The sequence below is a fragment of the Sphingomonas sp. LHG3443-2 genome, from assembly GCF_049896405.1.
GTDB lineage: Bacteria > Pseudomonadota > Alphaproteobacteria > Sphingomonadales > Sphingomonadaceae > Sphingomicrobium.
In genome coordinates this window covers 954,119-971,957 of record NZ_JAFCUG010000001.1, presented here as the reverse complement: position 1 = coordinate 971,957, position 17,839 = coordinate 954,119, and the positions used below count along the sequence as shown (strand labels likewise).

Below are 17,839 nucleotides of genomic sequence, written 5' to 3'. Positions count from 1 at the left end.
AGTGACCCTGCGTAGCGTCTTTTTGGGAGTGGGCTCCGCGCTTCCGGCCCGGCGAGTCGACAATGCCGAACTGGCCGCGCAGGTCGACACCTCCGACGAGTGGATTGTCGAGCGCACAGGCATTCGCAGCCGCTACATCGCCGCCGAGGGCGAGACTACCGCCACCCTCGCCGCCGACGCTGCGCGCAAGGCGCTCGAGCATGCCGGACTCGAGGCGAGCGACATCGGCCTCATCATTCTCGCCACCGCCACGCCCGACCAGACTTTTCCTAGCAGTGCGACCAAGGTCCAGCATCTGCTCGGCATCAAGGATGCGATCGCGTTCGACGTGCACGCGGTGTGCACCGGCTTCCTTTATGCGCTGACCACCGCCGACGCGATGCTGCGCGGCGGTAATGCCAAGACCGCGCTGGTGATCGGCGCCGAGACGTTCAGCCGCATCCTCGACTGGGAAGACCGCACCACCTGCGTGCTGTTCGGCGACGGTGCGGGCGCGGTGGTGCTGCGCGCCGAGGACACCGAGGAGCGCGGCATTCTGGCGACCAAGCTCCACGCGGACGGCCAGTGGGGCGACATGCTGTATGTCGATGGCGGCCCCTCCACCACCGGCACCGTCGGCAAGCTGCGCATGAAGGGCCGCGAGGTGTTCCGTCACGCAGTGGTTAATCTCGCCGAGGTTCTGGGCGAGGTGCTGGAAGCCGGTGGCAAGGTGCCGGCCGATGTCGACTGGGTGGTGCCGCACCAGGCCAATGCCCGGATCATCGACGCCACCGCTCGCAAGCTTGGCCTGTCACCCGACAAGGTGGTGATGACCGTCGACCGCCACGCCAACACGTCGGCGGCGTCTGTTCCGCTGGCGCTCGACGTTGCGGTGAAGGACGGCCGGATCAAGCCGGGCGACCTTATCGTCCTGGAAGCGATGGGCGGCGGTTTCACCTGGGGCGCGGCGCTACTTTCCGTTTAACTATCGGACAATCATCGGCAACTTGCCGAGATTGTCTGTTTGCCGACCTAGCCGTCTTGCGTTATGCACTGGCGTGGGGGCGCAGTAACGGGGGCGCCGACAGGGCGGAGTAGGATATATGGCCGACGCAGGCGTCCCGCGTGGCGGGCAGATGAGCGAGATGCATGCGGGGACGCTGACGCGTGCCGACCTTGGCGATGTGGTTCACCGCAAGCTTGGGCTCAGCCGTGCCGAGTCGGCCTCGATGGTCGAACGACTGCTTCATCACATGTGCGCCGCGCTGTCCGAAGGTCAGAACGTCAAGATCTCCGGGTTCGGCAGCTTCATCCTGCGTGACAAGGGGCAGCGGGTCGGTCGCAATCCCAAGACCGGGGTGGAGGTGCCGATTGCGCCGCGCCGGGTCATGACTTTCCGCGCCAGCCAGACCATGCGCGACAAGATCGCGCGCGACTGACGGACGTGCCGGCCTCGACCGGAGCCAAGGATCCTTCGGCATTCCGCACCATAGGGGAGGTTTCGGCCGAGCTTGGCGTTGCGCAGCATATCCTGCGCTATTGGGAAAGCCGCTTTCCCCAGCTCAAGCCGCTGCAGCGGGCCGGCAATCGCCGCTACTACCGGCCCGAGGATGTCGCGCTGGTGCGCCAGATCCACTCGCTGCTGTCGCACCAGGGCTATACCGTGCGCGGGGTCCAGCAACTGCTGAAAAGCAAGGAGCCGCTGCCCGAGCCTGAACCGCGGGCTGAGGGCCTAGTCGATGCGCTGAAGCGACTCCGGGCTGAGCTCACCGCCGCGCTCGCCGACTGACCCGGTAGCCGCTGCGACCCTCGCCACTGCTTCTTCCAGCGTCACTCGGCTGACCGCGACTCCTGGTGGAAAGGCCGTCAGCAGCCGCGACGGGCAAGCGGCCGACAGCATCACGAAGGTGCCGCGGTCACCCTGCCGCCTGACCAGCCGCCCGAACGCCTGCGCCAGCCGTGCTTTCACCACCCGGTCGTCATAAGCCGAGCCGCCGCCCGCCAGCCGCCGCGCCGCGTGCAGCACCGTCGGCCGCGGCCACGGCACCCGCTCCATCACGACCAGCCGCAGCGACTCGCCCGGCACATCGACCCCGTCGCGCAGCGCATCGGTGCCGAGCAGGCTGGCGCGCGGGTCGGCGCGGAACATGTCAACGAGGGTGCCGGTGTCGATTGGGTCGACATGCTGGGCCAAGAGCGGCAACTGCTCGCGCGCCAAGCGGTCGGCGATCCGCGCCTGCACTGCCTTCAACCGTGCGATGGCGGTGAACAGGCCCAGCGTGCCCCCACCCGCCGCCGTGATCAACCGGGCGTAGGCATTGGCGAGCGCTGCGAGATCACCCTGCTTGACGTCGGTCACCACCAGCACTTCGGCCGCCGAGGCGTAATCGAACGGGCTGGCGGCGTGGAAGTGCGCCGGGGCGGCAGGCAGGTGCGCGGCGCCGGTGCGGGCATTGGCGACGTCCCAATGCTCCTCACCGCCGCGCAGGGTGGCAGAGGTGACGAGGACACCGTGCGCCGGCTCGATCACCGCCTTGGCAAGCGGCCGGGTCGGGTCGAGCCAGCGGCGCTGGAGGCCGATGTCGAGTTCGCGTCCTTCGATCCGGTCGACGTTCATCCAGTCGACGAAGTCGGGGTCTGCTGCGCCGCCGACCCGCGCCAGCAGCTGTGCCCAGGCGGCGACCGCACCGCCGCGCCAGTTCAATCCCGCAATCGCCCCCTCGACCCGCGCCCGTGCCGCGGCGTCGAGCCAGTCGGGCGCATCCTCCAGAACCGCTTCCAGCCGCAGGCGGAGCGCGGTCATCGGTCGCTGCAGCGCTTCCAGTGCGACCAGCGCCGCTGTGGCCGCCTCCACCAGCGGCGCGTCAGGCTCGGCTAGTTCGGTCTCGAGCCCGTAGCCAGCGTCTTCCGCCCGGGCGCGGGCCAGCACGCTGCTGCGCACGGCCGCGAATAAGGCCTCGAGCGGGCCGAGCGGAAGCCCCTCTACTACGCGCCCAAGCCAACCGTCGCCTGGCAGCAGCCCCGCCGCCTGCACCGCTGCGTCGAGCGCCAGCGCCCCTTCTTCGTCATAGGAGCAGACGTCCATCAGCCGCGCGGCGAGACCCCGCCGCCGCCCACGGCTGCTGCGTTCGGGCCCGATGATCCAGCGCCTGAGCTCAATCGTCTCGGCGCCGGTCAGCGCCACCGCAAAGGTCGAATCGGCCGCGTCGAACAGGTGATGTCCTTCGTCGAACACGATCCGCTCCAGCCCGCTGCCCAGCCGCCCGCGCGCCGCCGACACCATCACCAGTGCGTGATTGGCGATGACGAGGTCGGCCCCGCGGCTCGCCCGCTCGGCTTTCTCGATGAAGCATTTCCGATAATGCGGGCAGCCGGCATAGACGCATTCGCCGCGGCGATCGGTCAGTGCGGTCGCGCCGGCGCGGCGGAACAGGCTAGGCAGCCAGCCCGGCAGGTCGCCGCCCACCATGTCGCCGTCCTTGCTATAGGCGGCCCAGCGCCCGACCAGCTGCGCCAGCACCGCGGCGCGGCCCGAGAAGCTGCCCTGCATGGCGTCTTCGAGGTTGAGCAGGCAGAGATAATTCTCGCGGCCCTTGCGCACGACGATGCGTTTCTTGCGCTGCTCCTCGTCGGGGACGATCCGCCGTCCTTCGGCGTCGAGCTGGCGCTGCAGCGCCTTGGTGTAGGTCGACACCCACACCGTCCCGCCGGCTTTCTCCGCCCACAGCGACGCGGGCGCGAGATAGCCAAGGGTCTTGCCGATCCCGGTTCCGGCTTCGGCCAGCAGCACGTTGGGCGCGTCGCGGCGATCGCGCGGCGCGAAGGCATGCGCGGAAGCGGCCGCAAATGCGCGCTGGCCCTCGCGTGTCTCCGACCCTGCGCCGGTCAGTTGCGCCAGGCGCGCTTCGGCTTCCCCGTCGCCCAGCCGGATGATCCGCGCCGGTGGCCGCTCCGCCGCTTCCTCCCACGGCTCCAGCCGAGTGAACAGCATCCGCTCGCCCCGTTCGGGCCGCCGGAGCCGTTGCCCGACCAGCCCCGCCCAGCCCCAGCCCAGCCGGTGCAGGGTCGCATTGATCGTCCACCCCCCCTCGCGCGCTGCCCAATCCTCTTCCCCCAGCGTCGCGAGCAGCCGCCCGGCGATAGCCGGCAGCAGGGCGGCCGCTGCGGCTTCATCCGCCGGCGCCTCCAATCCCACGAAGGAGGCCAGCCCCGGGACGGTCGGGACCACGAAGCGCGCGGGGTGAATGAAGGCGAATAGCTCGAGGAGATCGAGGCCGCTGACTTCGGCATAGCCGAGCCGCTGGCCGGCAAGCGGCGCATTCAGCAGGATGTGCGGCGTGTCCGACACTGCCCGGATCGCTTCACCGCGCCCGGCCTCGCGCGCGCCGTCCGGCCCGACCAGCCAGATACCGGCGTGCGAGGCATGAAGCGCAGGAAGAGAAAGGACGGAGGTCACCGCCCTTCATGTGGCGGCAGCGGAACGAAAGGGCAACGTCGAAGCGCCCCTCCGATCAGATTATCGTGCGTTTAGCGCCGCTTGTAGGCGCGCCGGGCCGGCACCGCCGCCAGCTTGCGCTCGCCAAGGAGCAAGCGGGCCAGCAGGAACCGCGATTGGAACGCCAGCACGATCATCGCCACCAGCGTGGTCCAGCCGATCAGGCGGTAGGCCAGCCCGAACTGCCCGGCGACCAGGGTCGCCAGAACGGGGACGCCGAAGATCACGGCAACGACGCCAAGGGCGCTCACGATGGCTTTGATGGTCTGCACAAAGGTACATCGCGCCGGCAGGCCTTCCGGTTCCATCGCCGCGCCCCTTGCCTTCGCACCTGCAACAACGCATTCGCTCTGTCATGACCGACGATGCGCTCACCCAAGCGGCTCTCGCCAACAAGACCTGGGTCTTCGAGGAGGCCCGCAAGCTGCTTGCCCGCTATCCGAACGGCAAGCCCAATGGCGAGCCGATCGTGTTCGAAACGGGCTACGGTCCCTCCGGTCTGCCGCACATCGGCACCTTTACCGAAGTGCTCCGCACGACATGGGTCCGCCGCGCGTTCGAGACGCTCACGGGCGGCCGCGTGGGGACCCGACTGGTCGCGTTCAGCGACGACATGGACGGCCTGCGCAAGGTGCCGGACAATGTGCCGAACGGTGCGTTGTTGCAGGAAGCGCTGGGCAAGCCGTTGACGCAGGTGACCGATCCGTTTGGCTGCCACCCGAGCTTCGCGCATCACAACAATGCGCTGCTGCGCCAATTCCTCGACCGCTTCGGCTTCGATTACGAGTTCGTCAGTGCGACCGATGCCTACACTTCGGGCCGGTTCGACGACGCGCTGCGGCAGGTGCTGCGGCACTTCGACGATATCATGGGCGTCATGCTGCCGACCCTCCGCGAAGAGCGGCGGCTGACCTATTCGCCGGTGCTGCCCGTTTCGCCTACCACCGGCCGCGTGCTGCAGGTACCGGTCCAGGTGGTCGATGCGGAAGCAGGCACCATCGCCTTCACCGACGAGGACGGCCAAGAGATCACCCAATCAGCGCTTGGCGGCATGTCGAAGCTCCAGTGGAAGGTCGATTGGGCGATGCGGTGGGTCGCGCTCGGGGTCGACTACGAAATGGCCGGCAAGGACCTGATCGACAGCACCATCCAATCAGGAAAGATCGCCCGCATCCTCGGCGCTCGCCCGCCCGAAGGCTTCAACTATGAGATGTTCCTCGACGAGAAGGGCGAGAAGATCTCCAAGTCCAAGGGCAACGGCCTGACACTCGACGACTGGCTCAAGTATGGCGGCGAGCGGAGCCTCGAATTCTATCTGTTCCGAGAGCCCAAGAAGGCCAAGAACCTCCACCTCGGCCTGATCCCGCGCGCGATCGATGAGTATTGGCAGTTCCGCGGCCGCTGGCCCGAGCAGCCGGTCGAGCAGCGCCTCGGCAATCCGGTCCACCATATGCACGGCGGCGCGGTGCCGGAGCCGACCGCCTTGCCGCTCGGCTTCGGGCTACTGCTCAACCTCGCCAGCTTGCCGGGCGTCGCCGACAAGGACACCGCGTGGCGCTTCGTCCAGCGCTATGCGCCGGGGACGTCGCCGGAAAGCGATCCCGAGCTCGACGAACTGATCGGCCTTGCCGTCACCTACGCCCGCGATTTCGTGGTGCCGGGCCTCCGGCGTCGTGCTCCGACCGAAGCCGAGGCCGCCGCCTTGCGCGACCTCGACACACTCTTGGCCGATCTCCAGGCAGACACGCCAGCCGATGAGATCCAGAACGCGGTGTTCGAGATCGGCAAGCGCCATTACGGCAAGGAGCGGCTGCGCGAGTGGTTCCAAGCGGCTTACGAAACGCTGCTCGGCTCGAGCCAGGGCCCCCGCCTCGGCAGCTTCATCGCGCTCTACGGCATCGACAACAGTCGCCGCCTGATCGCCGAGGCGCTGGCGGCCTAAGCCGCCGCCGTTCGTCGAACGGCTGGCGAATGGTTGCTTGACCGGGTGAAGGCGGTCGGCTCCATTCCCCTTGTTTGGGGGATGATACATTGCAGACTGCCGACGCGTTGATGCTCGACCGGGTCACCAAGAAATATGGCGAGTTCACCGCGGTCGACGACCTTAGCTTCGCCGTCCGAACGGGCGAGGTGTTCGGCTTTCTCGGCGGCAACGGCGCAGGCAAGACGACCTCGCTGCGCATGGTGCTCGACATCATTCGCCCAACCAGCGGCAGCATTTCGGTCCTCGGCCGCGCGCCGGGCCGCGAAAATGCGCCGTTCCTCGGCTTTCTCCCCGAAGAACGCGGGCTCTACCGGACGATGTCGGCGATCGACACCATCGTCTATTTCGGCCGTCTCAAGGGCATGACCCCGGGCGACGCGCGGACCGAGGGTCTTGCGCTGCTCGACCGCTTCGGCCTCTCGGCGAACACCAAGTCAACCGTCGGGCAGCTGTCCAAGGGCATGGCCCAGAAGGTCCAGCTCGCGACCGCGGTCGTCAACAGCCCGCAGCTCCTGATCCTCGACGAACCCTTTTCCGGCCTCGATCCGGTCAACCAGGGGCTGCTCGAAGACGAGATCCGACGCGCGTCCGACAAGGGCGCGACCGTGGTCTTCTCGACCCACGTCATGCAGCACGCCGAGCGCCTGTGCGACCGGCTGCTGCTGCTCGCCCGCGGCGCCAAGAAGTTCGAAGGCAATCTCGACGAAGCACGCGCGCTGCTCCCGGCACGGCTGGTGGTCACCGCCCGTCAGCCGCTGGACGGCGTGCCCGGTGTTGCCGACTGCCGACCGCAGGGTGAAGCGAATGGCGAATGGCGCGACTGGGCGGTGACGCTGCAGCCCGGCGCATCGCCCGGCGACCTCCTCGAACATTGCTCAACCAATGGCGTCGCGCTGCGCCGCTTCGAGGTGCACCGCGCCAGCCTGCACGACGTCTTCCTCCACATGGTGGGAACCGAGGAGAGCCCCAAGTGAACAACGTCCTCCTCGTCGCCATCCGCGAATTCCGCCAGATCACCCGTATGCGCAGCTTCTGGCTGACGCTGCTGATCCTGCCCGTCGCCATCTCCATCGCTCCGCTCACTCAGCGCTTCATGGGCGAAAACGACGCGGACAAGGTGATGATCATCGATCAGGATGGCGGCACCGCCGGGCGGGAAATCGCCGGCCGCCTCCGCCTCGAAGAAGACCGCCGTGCGCTCGACGCCCTCGCCCGCTACGTGCAGCGGCACAAGATTGCGGCGCCCGCCGCTGCGCCGTGGGCGCGCAACGATCGCTATTTCACCGATGCGGAAGTCGCCCGGTTCAGTGCCGACGGCGGCGCGAACGCCGCGTTGGAGCGGCTGAAAGCTTCCATTCCGGCAGACGCACCCGACTTTGAAGCGCCCGAACCCCGCTACGAACTGGTCACCCCCCCGGCCACCCTGGCTGGCCTGACCGGCAAGGCGCTGGAGCAGCGACTTGAGACGCTGCTTCGCCCGGCGGAGGGTAGCAAGGCCGATCCGATCGACGCGGCCGTGATCATCCCGGCAGGATTCCTGCGCACCGGCACGGCCCAGCTTTCCTCCTCCGGCCGCCCCGATCCGCAACTGGTCGGCACCGTGCAGGAAGTGCTCACCCGTTCGCTCCGGCAAGGGCTGCTGACGCAAAGCGGCGTTTCCACGGCAACCGCAACGGCCGCCGCAACCGTCACCCCCAACCTCATGATCGCCCAGCCTGCGCCCGGCAGCGGCGCCCGCGAAGCGCTGCTGGTTCGCTCGATCCTGCCGCTCGCCAGTTGCTACCTGTTGATGATGGCTCTCATGCTATCGGGAAGCTGGATGCTCCAGGGCACGATCGAGGAGCGCTCGAACAAGCTGCTCGAAACGGTGCTCGCGACGATCAGCCCCGAGCAGCTGATGTATGGCAAGCTCCTCGGCACCGTCGCCGTAGGCCTGACGATGATTGCGGTGTGGATCGGCTGCGGCGCCTTTGCTGCCTTCGCGACCCAGGGCGCGATCGCCGACATGATCCGCCCAGCCCTCGCCCCGCTGACCTCGTGGACGACGATCCTGGCGATGATCTACTTCTTCATCGCCGGCTACATCGCCATCTCGGTCTTCTTCCTGGCGGTGGGCGCAATCAGCGATTCGATGAACGACGCGCAGGGTTACCTGATGCCGATCATCCTGATGATCCTGCTGCCAATCACCATCCTGATCCAGGGCGTGATTGCCGGGGGGCAAGGCATTGGCGTGACGATCATGACCTGGGTCCCGATCTGGACGCCGTTCGCGGTCCTGGCGCGGCTCGGAACCGGCATTCCGGCGTGGGAAGTGATCGGCTCCGGGCTGCTCCTCGCCGCGTTTGTCGCCCTGCAGATGCTGCTGCTCGGCCGCCTGTTTCGCGCCAGCCTGCTGGCGCAGGGCCAGAAGCCGAGCCTCAAGGAACTGGCGGCCCGGCTTCGCCGAAAGGATGCCGAAGCCCTTTAGCGGGCGGTGGTCCGGACCGGGCCGAGCTTGAGGAGCGCGGTGGCCGCATCGACCTTTGCCCCGGCAAGCTCCAGCGCCTTGGCCAGCGCCTGGTCGGCAGGCACCGCGATATCGGGCGCGACGCCGGTGCCCTCCCAGCTGTTCCCGGTGCTTGGATCAAAGGTGCGCCCGACCGGTATGAAGGCGGCATAACCGGTGCCCATCGGCACCACGCCGCCAAAGTGGGCGCCCCCGCCCGTCGCTTCCCCGATCAGGGTCGCGCGGCCGGTCCTCTTCAGCGACAGCGACAGGTGCTCGGCCGCCGAAAAGGTGTTCTTGGAGGTCAGCAGATAGACCTTCGCCTTGGCCAGTGGTCCCGGTGTGGCCGTGGGCGTCACGAAATGCTCGCGGCGGATCACGGTGGCGGGACCCGCAATCTTGCGCAGGGTCGGGTCCTCGCCGAACGGGGTTCCATTTTTCTCCTCGACCGCCTGCCGGATGTCCATGGTGACGAGGGTGGTCGGCTTCGCGTAGAGCTCGCGGAACAGGAGGTTCATCTCGTCGAGCCCGCCGCCGCCATTCCTGCGCGCGTCGATGATCAAGGTGCTCGCCCCGCGATGATCGGCGATGAATTCCTCGACCTCGGCGATGGTGGCCTTGTTGCCCGGGAAGCCTGCGAAGTCGATGTAGGCGACGCCGTCGGTGAGCCAGCCTGAGCGCGACACCGCGCTGCGCTCCTCGCCGCCGCTGCGCCCGCCCCCCGGCCCTCCCCGCCGCGCCCGCATCTCCGCGGTGACCGGCCGCAGCCGCAGGTGGCCATCCTTGTGCACGGCCTGCAAGTCGGCGGTCACCCGCTCTGCGAAGTCCTTGGCCGAAGGGAAGCTGGCATACGCCCCCTTGGCAAGATTCGCCCGAAGCATCGCGGCGTAGTTCTTGCCGGCATCGGGAAAGACGAAGTTCTCTTCCAGCGCCTTGGCGAGTTCGGTCACCGCCGCTTCCGCTTCCTTGGCGTCGAAGGCTGCTTCCGCGGCGGCCGGGGCCGGCCCCGGCGCCTGTGCGATCGCTGAAGAACCCACGGGGAACATCAGGACCGAAAAGAAGAGTTGTGACAGGAAGATACGCATCGCCATGCTCCCGCTGTATTGCTCATGTACAACAGTAAGCGATTAGCCGTGCCACGTCTTGCCGATTTCGGTCGCCTCAGCGCCAGAATTTGGCATGCTGATCCCATGCAGGACCGCTTCGACATCGCCCTCCTCCATCTCGTCCAGCGCGACGCCGACCGGACCGCGGAAGAATTGGCAGGCGAAGTGCCGCTGTCGCCCTCGGCGATTGCACGCCGGTTGCGTCGGCTGCGGGCCGAGGGTGTTATTGCGCGCACGGTCGCCTTGCTGGGCGAAGCGCTAACGCGGGAGCGCCTGCGGGCACTGGTGCTGGTGCAACTCAACGAACATGCCGATCGCGCCGGCAAGGACTTGCTGCTCGCGCGCCTCGACGCGGCCGAGACGGTCCAGTGGGTGCTCGAGATCAGCGGCGAGCACGATCTTGCCCTGCTGCTCGACTGCCGCAGCATGGACGCGTTCGTGGCGGAAGCGGAGGCGCTGCTTGCCGGCTCCCCTGCCGTCCGCCGCTACGAAACCAGCTTCGTCAAACGCAGCTGGAAGTTCGCGCCGTTCGTGCGCCTCGGCTGAGCCTCAGCTCGCCTTGTTTGCCGCGATCCAGCGGTCGATCTTCTGCTCCAATACCGCCAGCGGCAGCGCGCCGGTGCCGAGCACCTGGTCGTGGAAGGCGCGGATGTCGAACTTCGCCCCAAGCTCGGTCTGCGCCTTGGTCCGCAGCCGCTGGATGGTCAGCGCGCCAAGCTTGTAGGCCAGTGCCTGACTCGGAATGGCGATATAGCGTTCGACCTCGGCCGTCGCGTCGGTGCGACCCATGTCGCTGTTCGACAGCATGTAAGTGATCGCCTGGTCGCGGGCCCAACCCTTGGAGTGGATGCCGGTATCGACCACCAGCCTCATCGCGCGCAGCATCTCGTCCGACAGCGTGCCGAAGCGCTGGTACGGGTCCTTGTAGAAGCCCATGTCGTAGCCGAGCGTCTCGGCATACAGCGCCCAGCCTTCGACGTAGGCGGTGTTGCCGCCGAAGCGCATGAACGCCGGAAGCGCTTCGTTCTCCTGCGCCAGGCTGATCTGGAAGTGATGCCCGGGCGAGCCTTCGTGGAGGTACAGCGTGGTCATGCCGGGCGAGGTGCGGCTCGGCAGGTCGTAGGCGTTGAAATAGAAGACGCCGGGGCGCGTCCCGTCCGGCGTGCCGTTCTGGTAGGAGCCGCCGGCCTCGAACTTCTCGCGGAACGGCTCGTAGGGGCGGATCTCCAACCGCGCCTTGGGCATGGTGGAGAAGTAACGCGGAAGCTCGGCATCGACCTTCTTGCCGATGTCGTAATAGCCCTGCGTCAGCGCATCGCGGCTCTTGAGCTTGAGCTTGGGATCGGTGCGCAGGTGATTGAAGAAGGCGGGCAGATCGCCCTTGAACCCGACCTCCTGCCGGACCTTGTCCATTTCGCCGCGGATCCGCGCCACTTCGCTGAGACCGAGCTGGTGAACCTCCTCCGGCGCCATGTCGAGCGTGGTCGTCGAGCGGACCAGGTGACGGTACAGCTCAGGCCCACCCTTCATGTACATCAGGCCGACGCCGTCCCGCGCGGCTGGCAAATATTCGGTGCGCAGGAAATCGCGCACGCGGGTCAGCGCGGGGCGGATCTCGTCCTTGACCGACGCCTGATAGGCCGCAGTCAGGCGAGCGCGGTCTTCGGCGCCGATCGAATCCGGCATCTTGCGGATCGGGCCGAGGTAATTGTCTTCGGCCGGAGTCTGCTTGAGCTGGCTATTCAGCTGCTCGATCATGTTGCGGGTGGTGAGCTTGGTGTCGACCACCCCGCTTGCCATCCCCTCGCGCCAGCGGCCGATGGCGCGGTCGAGATAGACCACGAACTCCTTGTGGCGCTTCAGGTTGTTCTCATAATCCTGCACCGTCTTGAACGGCGCCGCGCCCGATCCGCTGGCGAAGGTCGGGTAAAAGGTGTGGATGCCGAAGAAATGGTTCATCGGCCGCACGCGGGTCAGGCTCAGCAGATTGTCCTGGTAGCCCGCGAGCGTGTCTTCGGTGGAGACCTTGAACACGTCATAGGCGATGGCGTCGGTCGGGTTGAGCTTTGCCTGGTCGATCGCCGAGAGCGCCGCCAGTTCCTGCTCGGCGGCCTGCTTCTCGCCAGCGAAATACGCATCGCTGATATTGTCGCCGAGGCGGTCGGCATAGCGCATGTCGCCGCGGAACAGCGCGCTCAGCGGATTGCGGCGGAGGCTGTCTTCGTCGCTCTTGGCGAAAAGGGCGAAGAGCCGGTCATGCTCCGACTGCGCGGTAGCGGCCGGTGCCGCCGCTTCCGGCGCGGCGACGGCGGGCGGCGGCGGCGCGACCGCCACTTCCTCACGCGTGGCGCAGGCACCAAGGGTCAGCAGGCTGGCACCAAGCAGCAGGAGGCGGTGGGTCATGAAGCGTGCTCTTTCGCGAGAGGATGAGGTCAGGGCCCGAGAAAAGTCCCGGTTCCCGACCTGCCTAGCATGCTTCGACCAACCGCCGCGAGCAATCTACCAGAAGAAGCGCCGGATCCGGTCGAGCACGCGGCCGTTCCTGACGTCCACCAACAACACGTCATTGTAGTAGCGGACCCAGCGATAGTAGCCGCCGACCGGAGGCAGGCGATAAGTCCACGGGTCCTGCAGCCAGTAACGACTGGTGTAATAGCGCGCAGGCAGGCGCCAGCCGATGTCATAATCGCGATACTGCCAGCCGAACGGGTCGTAATAGACCGACAGGTGGAAGCGATTGCGGTCGCGGTCGCGGTGGCGTCGCCAGTCGTAGCGGCGATCGTTGCGCCATTCCTGCCGCCACTCAGCGCTTTCGATCCGGTCGCGGCGCAGCCCTTCCGCCGCGATCCGGTCGCGCAGGTCACGACCCGCGACGGCGCCCGGCGGCACGTCACGCGGCGCACGACCGACGGTGTCGGGACTCGGCACGGCAGAGCCGAAGACAGGTGAGCCGGTCGAGGGCGGAATCTCGCGCTGGCGGGTCCGCCGTTCCGTGCGGTCGTTCTGCCATCCGCTGGCGCGATCCCCGCGCCATTGCCGCACCTCGCCTCGCGCTTCCGGCGCCTGACGGTTCCAGCGCTCGCCGCGCTGCTCGGCCACGGCTGCCGCAGCAATCTCGCGGGCAGGTTCCGGAGCGTCGGCGCGCGGCTCGGGGCGTTCGGCCCGGCGTGGCGGCAGCGGTGCTTCGGCGTCGCGGTTGGCCCGCTCCACCCGCTCGACCGGCCGCGGGCGCGCTTCGTCAGCATTGCGGCTGTAACTGCGCTCCTCCCGCTCGACCCGTGCCGGGCGCTCGGCCCGGCTCACGGCTCGCTCCGAAGGTTCGTCCGGAATGGGGTCCGCGAAGGCCGGAGTGGCGGCGGACAGGAGCAACAAGGAAAGCAGGGAGAGACGCATGATCGTGACCTCTTGGGAGCCAGTTCACACGATCTTCTGCTTTGCTGGCTGAGCGCGAGATTAACGCGGCGGCGTAACGATCTCGGGTATCTGCGAACGCGCTGGTGGTTGCTGCGGAGGCTGGGCGTTTGCCGCCATCGCGCCCGCCGCCCGCTCGACCGCGCGTCGCAGGCGCGGCTGCAATCCGCAGGCGCAGCGGGTCGGAAGCGCATCGACCTGCTCGGCCGCGGGGCGCGCGCTCTGCTGCAGCAACGCTGCCGCACCGCATGTGAAGCCCGGCAGGCAAAAGCCGCAGCCGATCGCATCCTCGGCGACCAGCGCCAACGTCAAGGGATGACCGGCGAGGCCTTCGATCGTGGTAACATCGGCGCCTTCGAGGCTTCCGATGGCGACCTTGCAACTCAGCACCGCGCCTCCATCGACGATCACCGTGCAGGCGCCGCACTCCCCCGTACCGCCGCAACCCTGCTTGGTCCCGGTGAGGTTGGCCGCATCACGCAGCGCCCACAGCAAGGGCGTCGCGGGATCGAGCGCAAACTCCAAAGCCTGACCATTGACCCGCATCCGCGCCATGCGGCCATCTAGCCGCGGGCCGCCGATGCTGCCAAGTCGGCGACGTGGAAAGAGAAAGCATCGAAACAAGCTGGGGCCGGGTCGGCTGCACGGTTCGGGGGACGGGCGGGGTGCCGCTACTGTTCCTGCACGGCGTCGGCTCGGACCGGACCGCGTGGGACGGGCAGGTCGAATGCTTTGGCGCCGAGCGGATAGCCATCGCCATCGACATGCCGGGCTATGGCGACAGCGAGGCGGGCAACGGTGATCCACGTAGCGACTTTGCATCCGCCGCGCTTGCCGTGCTGGTCGCGCTGAAGGTTCCGCAAGCCCATGTCTGCGGGCTCAGCCTTGGCGGCGTGATCGCCCTCGCCATGCACGCCCGGGCACCGGAACGGATCGCCAGCCTCGTGCTGGCCGACACCTTTGCCTGCCACCCCGAGGGGCAGGCCATCTTCGACCGTTCGCTGGCGGGCGCCGCCGAGCTCGGCATGGCCGGCCTCGCCGACAGCCGCGCCGATGCCTTGCTCGCGCAGCCGGCCGATCCTGCAGTGCGCCAGGCCGTGGTGAAGACGATGAGCCGGATCGACCCCGCCGCTTATGCCCGCGCGGCGGACGCCGTGTGGCTGGCCGACCAGCGGCGCGAAGCAGCAGCCGTCTCCTGCCCCGCGTTGATCCTTTACGGCAGCCAGGACCGGATCACCCCGCCTGCCCTGTCGGAGGAACTGAAACAGCTCATCCCCCATGCCGGGCTGATCGAGATCACCGGCGCCGGGCACCTCCCCAATCTCGAGCAGCCGGCCATCTTCGATCGCGTGCTGGCGGGCTTTCTCGCCGGGCTCGACGATTAGGGAGCGGTAGAAGCCCGGCAGCGTTTTTCAGCCATGCCGTGGCAACCGCAGGGACAGGGACGCGACCGGACCAAGGCGCTCGCGCTGGTGGTCGTCCTGCATTTCGCCCTGGGCGCGGCGCTGATCAGCGGCTTGGCGGGCGAACCCCTGCGGCGGAGCGTGGAAGCGCTGACTACCTTCGACGTTCCTCTTCCCAAGCCGCCGCCGCTACCCGAACCCCCTCCCAAGGAGCAGGCGGCCGCCGCCGAGCGTGAGGCCGGAGCCACCGACCTTCAGGCCCGTTCCGCGCCCGTGGTGCAGCCCAAGCCTGAAGTGCGGCTTCCCGTACAGCCTACCTTGCCGTCCTCTGACGAAACCGCGCCCGTTACCGGCGCCGCGCCAAGCGCCGGGGCCGGGCGTGAAGCCGGGCCGGGACGGGGTGCGGGCGGAAGCGGCGATGGCACGGGGGGCGGCGGGCGGGGTGGCCCGGGCGCTGGCGGCGGCCTTGGCAGCGGAGCACGGTTGATCTCGGGCAATCTGTCGCGCGGCGATTACCGGCGGATCCGCGGCTTCGGCGCGCCGCGCGGGTCAGCCGTGCTGGCGATCGACGTCAGCGCCGACGGGCGAATGACCCGCTGCCTGCCCTTTACCTCGTCAGGCAATCCGGCGCTGGACGGGGAGCTTTGCCGCCTACTCGGCCGCACCCGGTGGGAGCCGGCGCGCGACCGGTCGGGCAATGCCGTGCCGGTTGCGCTGCGCTACGTCGCCAGCTGGGACCGCAACTAGCGAGTCGCCATTCGCCGCCCGGTCGGCACCGCCGGCGCGTCCTTCTTGTAGATATCCTCGTAGATGGCGAGTTCGGTTCCGCTCGGCACCGCCGTCAGATAAGTCAGATAGACCGGCACCGGCTTGGCCAGCGGCACCTTCTGTTCGGGGGTGGCGCCCTTGGCGCGAAGCGGCTTGCCGTAGAGCCAGGCCGCCAAGCGGTGCGCCGCCTCAAGTCGCACGCATCCGCCCGAGAACAACCGCGCCGCCTCGCCGAACAATTCGTCCTGCGGCGTGTCGTGGAGATAGATGCCCTGCGCATTGGGGAACATGAACTTCATGTCGCCCATGCTGTTGGCAGGCCCCGGAAGCTGGCGCAGCCGCACTTCCTGGCGGCCGGCAGCCACTGCCTGCCAGTTGACGCTGGCCGGGCTCACGATCTTGGGCTTGTCCGACCAATCGGACAGCACCTGATAGCCTTTGGCCTTGAGGTAGGGCGTGCCGCCCTTGATGACGTTGGGCACGATCCGCTCGGCCGCGAGATCGCTGGGCACGTTCCAATAAGGACGAAGCGAGGTGTAGCGGATGTTGGCCGCCATCATCGGGGTCGGATAGACCGGCTTACCAACCACCACCCGCATCATGTCGACCGTCTGGTTGTTGTCGATCATGAACAGACGCTGCGCGGCGACATTGACCATCACATAGCGGCCGCTTGCGGGCAGGCTGCGGACGCGGGCCATGTTGGTTTGCACCAGCCGGCGCGTCGCGGGGTCGACCGGATTGTCGGTCAGCTGCCGGCGGAGCTGCGCATAATAAGGATGCATCCAGCCCATGTTGCGCATGTAGGCAGCGACATTAGGCGAAGCGGAAGCAGCGGCGATCAGCGCGGCGGCGCTCGGCGCCTGCGGGCGAAGTTCGCCATCGACATAGATGATGCCGACATTGGGCGCGCGGCGGAGATCCTGCGCGTAGCGGACGAACAGCTCGCTCAGCGCGCGGTCGGCGCGGGCAATCGCCTGCGGGTTGCCGCTCTCGGCGGCGCGGACCAGCCGCGGCAGATCGCGGGCGCGATAGCGCTTGGGATCGAGACCATCGGCCTGCGCCGTCGCGGTCAGCCGCAACAGCTCGGCCGCAGCACCCTGACTGCCCGGACGAAAGAAGAGGGAGGTGGCTGCCGGATTGGCGAATCCTGCCTGGGCGGCCGCGGGCGAAGCGGCCAGTGCGGGCGCCATGAGCAACCCTGCACAAACAAGTGCCGGGCGCACGAGGCGCCCGGCATACAAGCCATTCATGAAACGCGAAGGGCTCATTCGGTCTCCTTAGCCGCGCTCGCCGCTCCGGGCGGGGGCGGGCTGCTGATAGGTGCCGCTCGTGTTGGTCTGAGCGGGAGCACCCGGATAGTACTGCCCGTTCTGGACATAGCCGTCGACCCGGCCGTCACGGTCGTTGTCGGCCCAGATCGCGCCGGCAAGACCGCCGACCACGGCACCGGCAACGGCGCCTTCGAGCAGGCTGACGCCCGGGATCAGCGCGCCGGCAGCAACGCCGGCAACCGCGCCGACGCCCGCCCCCGTGGCAACGCGGCCAAGCGTCGAATCATAGCCGCTCGGCGTGCCCTGGTAGTATTGGCCGTTCTGGACATAGCCGTCGGCGTAACCGTCATTGTTATTGTCGGCCCACACCGCGCCGGTCAGGCCGCCGATGGCAGCACCTACGGCCGCGCCGGTGATCGGGCTCACGCCCGGGACGACGGCGCCGACAGCGGCACCACCCACGGCACCCACGGCTGCGCCGGTCGCGGCGTCGGCGAGGGTGTCGTTGTTGTTCATGGTCGAGCAGGCGCCCAGCGACAGCGAGCTGGCGGCCGCCAATGCGATCAGGGTCTTCTTCATATGCTTTCTCCCGATATGCTTCCGGTAACCTCGATCGGTCCTTGCCGCTTGCGACGGAAGGAAGGCCCTCCATCACAACAGGCCAGCACCGATCAACGTCAGCGCCGCCCTAACGAAAGGCTCGGCCATGAGGTTCCGGACACGCAACAAGCACCGGAAAACCAAAGGTTTAGCCTTCCTGCCTTCGCCGCGCTGGACCCTCCATGAACAGATCGAGCCGGGCACGAAACGCTTTGGTGAGCGCAAACTTGCTCGTTAACGGCACGCCGTTGGCGATGTCCCGCATGGCGATTGCGGGTTGCGAAGAAACGGTTCGTCATGGAAACGCGCTGCTGGTCACCAACACGGGAAG

Annotated in this window: 17 protein-coding genes; 9 read left to right on the top strand and 8 right to left on the bottom strand. The window is 67.9% G+C overall.

Annotated features, from left to right (window positions below; translation table 11 throughout):
• Position 1 precedes the first annotated feature (1 nt).
• From ACP69Z_RS04820 to ACP69Z_RS04810, 3 genes are all read left to right on the top strand, one after another.
• Positions 2 to 964 carry a beta-ketoacyl-ACP synthase III gene (locus ACP69Z_RS04820; protein ID WP_426266399.1) on the top strand — a complete coding sequence of 321 codons (963 nt, stop codon included), beginning with the start codon at positions 2 to 4 and terminating at the stop codon, positions 962 to 964.
• 118 nt (positions 965 to 1,082) lie between these two features.
• Positions 1,083 to 1,418: an integration host factor subunit alpha gene (locus tag ACP69Z_RS04815; protein WP_426266398.1), complete on the top strand. Its 336-nt coding sequence runs from the start codon at positions 1,083 to 1,085 to the stop codon at positions 1,416 to 1,418.
• 5 nt (positions 1,419 to 1,423) lie between these two features.
• A complete protein-coding gene (locus ACP69Z_RS04810) occupies positions 1,424 to 1,768 on the top strand; it encodes a MerR family transcriptional regulator (RefSeq protein WP_426266397.1) in 345 nt (114 codons plus the stop codon).
• Here ACP69Z_RS04810 and ACP69Z_RS04805 read toward each other — a convergent pair.
• Both ACP69Z_RS04805 and ACP69Z_RS04800 read right to left on the bottom strand, forming a co-directional pair.
• Positions 1,712 to 4,435: an ATP-dependent DNA helicase gene (locus ACP69Z_RS04805; RefSeq protein WP_426266396.1), complete on the bottom strand. Its 2,724-nt coding sequence runs from the start codon at positions 4,433 to 4,435 to the stop codon at positions 1,712 to 1,714. The genes ACP69Z_RS04810 and ACP69Z_RS04805 overlap by 57 nt on opposite strands.
• Positions 4,436 to 4,506: 71 nt before the next feature.
• A complete protein-coding gene (locus ACP69Z_RS04800; protein WP_426266395.1) occupies positions 4,507 to 4,746 on the bottom strand; it encodes a hypothetical protein in 240 nt (79 codons plus the stop codon).
• 83 nt (positions 4,747 to 4,829) lie between these two features.
• On the opposite strand from ACP69Z_RS04800, the gene ACP69Z_RS04795 reads away from it, so the two are divergent.
• The 3 genes from ACP69Z_RS04795 to ACP69Z_RS04785 all read left to right on the top strand — a co-directional run bounded on the left by ACP69Z_RS04795 (position 4,830) and on the right by ACP69Z_RS04785 (position 8,928).
• Positions 4,830 to 6,416 (top strand): lysine--tRNA ligase, encoded by a 1,587-nt coding sequence (locus tag ACP69Z_RS04795; RefSeq protein ID WP_426266394.1) that lies wholly within the window; start codon positions 4,830 to 4,832, stop codon positions 6,414 to 6,416.
• Between the two features lie 74 nt (positions 6,417 to 6,490).
• On the top strand, positions 6,491 to 7,432 hold the full coding sequence (locus tag ACP69Z_RS04790; protein ID WP_426266393.1) for an ABC transporter ATP-binding protein: 942 nt from the start codon (positions 6,491 to 6,493) through the stop codon (positions 7,430 to 7,432).
• Positions 7,429 to 8,928 carry an ABC transporter permease gene (locus ACP69Z_RS04785; RefSeq protein ID WP_426266392.1) on the top strand — a complete coding sequence of 500 codons (1,500 nt, stop codon included), beginning with the start codon at positions 7,429 to 7,431 and terminating at the stop codon, positions 8,926 to 8,928. The genes ACP69Z_RS04790 and ACP69Z_RS04785 overlap by 4 nt, the downstream gene beginning before the upstream one ends.
• Here the strand turns inward: ACP69Z_RS04785 and ACP69Z_RS04780 are convergent.
• Complete coding sequence (locus tag ACP69Z_RS04780) at positions 8,925 to 10,031, bottom strand: S41 family peptidase (protein ID WP_426266391.1); 1,107 nt, start codon at positions 10,029 to 10,031, stop codon at positions 8,925 to 8,927. The genes ACP69Z_RS04785 and ACP69Z_RS04780 overlap by 4 nt on opposite strands.
• Before the next feature lie 105 nt (positions 10,032 to 10,136).
• On the opposite strand from ACP69Z_RS04780, the gene ACP69Z_RS04775 reads away from it, so the two are divergent.
• Positions 10,137 to 10,598, top strand: coding sequence for an Lrp/AsnC family transcriptional regulator (locus tag ACP69Z_RS04775; protein ID WP_426266390.1), 462 nt, complete (start codon positions 10,137 to 10,139; stop codon positions 10,596 to 10,598).
• Positions 10,599 to 10,601: 3 nt separating this feature from the next.
• Here the strand turns inward: ACP69Z_RS04775 and ACP69Z_RS04770 are convergent, their stop codons facing one another.
• The 3 genes from ACP69Z_RS04770 to ACP69Z_RS04760 form a co-directional block, all read right to left on the bottom strand.
• Entirely contained in the window at positions 10,602 to 12,455 is a 1,854-nt protein-coding gene (locus tag ACP69Z_RS04770; RefSeq protein ID WP_426266389.1) for a DUF885 domain-containing protein, read from the bottom strand.
• 96 nt (positions 12,456 to 12,551) lie between these two features.
• Entirely contained in the window at positions 12,552 to 13,445 is an 894-nt protein-coding gene (locus tag ACP69Z_RS04765) for an RcnB family protein (protein WP_426266388.1), read from the bottom strand.
• Between the two features lie 60 nt (positions 13,446 to 13,505).
• Positions 13,506 to 14,018: a (2Fe-2S)-binding protein gene (locus tag ACP69Z_RS04760; RefSeq protein WP_426266387.1), complete on the bottom strand. Its 513-nt coding sequence runs from the start codon at positions 14,016 to 14,018 to the stop codon at positions 13,506 to 13,508.
• 44 nt (positions 14,019 to 14,062) lie between these two features.
• On the opposite strand from ACP69Z_RS04760, the gene ACP69Z_RS04755 reads away from it, so the two are divergent.
• Together ACP69Z_RS04755 and ACP69Z_RS04750 are read left to right on the top strand one after the other, a co-directional pair.
• Positions 14,063 to 14,848 (top strand): alpha/beta fold hydrolase, encoded by a 786-nt coding sequence (locus tag ACP69Z_RS04755; RefSeq protein ID WP_426266386.1) that lies wholly within the window; start codon positions 14,063 to 14,065, stop codon positions 14,846 to 14,848.
• 33 nt (positions 14,849 to 14,881) lie between these two features.
• Positions 14,882 to 15,613 (top strand): energy transducer TonB, encoded by a 732-nt coding sequence (locus ACP69Z_RS04750; RefSeq protein WP_426266385.1) that lies wholly within the window; start codon positions 14,882 to 14,884, stop codon positions 15,611 to 15,613.
• Here the strand turns inward: ACP69Z_RS04750 and ACP69Z_RS04745 are convergent.
• Positions 15,610 to 16,905, bottom strand: a complete 1,296-nt coding sequence (locus ACP69Z_RS04745) for a L,D-transpeptidase family protein (protein WP_426266384.1) — start codon at positions 16,903 to 16,905, stop codon at positions 15,610 to 15,612. The two genes, ACP69Z_RS04750 and ACP69Z_RS04745, sit on opposite strands and share 4 nt — an antisense overlap.
• A gap of 9 nt (positions 16,906 to 16,914) precedes the next feature.
• A complete protein-coding gene (locus tag ACP69Z_RS04740) occupies positions 16,915 to 17,487 on the bottom strand; it encodes a YMGG-like glycine zipper-containing protein (protein ID WP_426266383.1) in 573 nt (190 codons plus the stop codon).
• Positions 17,488 to 17,839 lie beyond the last annotated feature (352 nt).

Bases quoted from the DNA above. Each gene is read 5' to 3' on its own strand.
- ACP69Z_RS04740 (WP_426266383.1), bottom strand. From the start codon at position 17,487: ATGAAGAAGACCCTGATCGCATTGGCGGCCGCCAGCTCGCTGTCGCTG.
- ACP69Z_RS04745 (WP_426266384.1), bottom strand. From the start codon at position 16,905: ATGAGCCCTTCGCGTTTCATGAATGGCTTGTATGCCGGGCGCCTCGTG.
- ACP69Z_RS04780 (WP_426266391.1), bottom strand. From the start codon at position 10,031: ATGCGTATCTTCCTGTCACAACTCTTCTTTTCGGTCCTGATGTTCCCC.
- ACP69Z_RS04760 (WP_426266387.1), bottom strand. From the start codon at position 14,018: ATGGCGCGGATGCGGGTCAATGGTCAGGCTTTGGAGTTTGCGCTCGAT.
- ACP69Z_RS04775 (WP_426266390.1), top strand. From the start codon at position 10,137: ATGCAGGACCGCTTCGACATCGCCCTCCTCCATCTCGTCCAGCGCGAC.
- ACP69Z_RS04815 (WP_426266398.1), top strand. From the start codon at position 1,083: ATGGCCGACGCAGGCGTCCCGCGTGGCGGGCAGATGAGCGAGATGCAT.
- ACP69Z_RS04750 (WP_426266385.1), top strand. From the start codon at position 14,882: ATGCCGTGGCAACCGCAGGGACAGGGACGCGACCGGACCAAGGCGCTC.
- ACP69Z_RS04765 (WP_426266388.1), bottom strand. From the start codon at position 13,445: ATGCGTCTCTCCCTGCTTTCCTTGTTGCTCCTGTCCGCCGCCACTCCG.
- ACP69Z_RS04770 (WP_426266389.1), bottom strand. From the start codon at position 12,455: ATGACCCACCGCCTCCTGCTGCTTGGTGCCAGCCTGCTGACCCTTGGT.
- ACP69Z_RS04795 (WP_426266394.1), top strand. From the start codon at position 4,830: ATGACCGACGATGCGCTCACCCAAGCGGCTCTCGCCAACAAGACCTGG.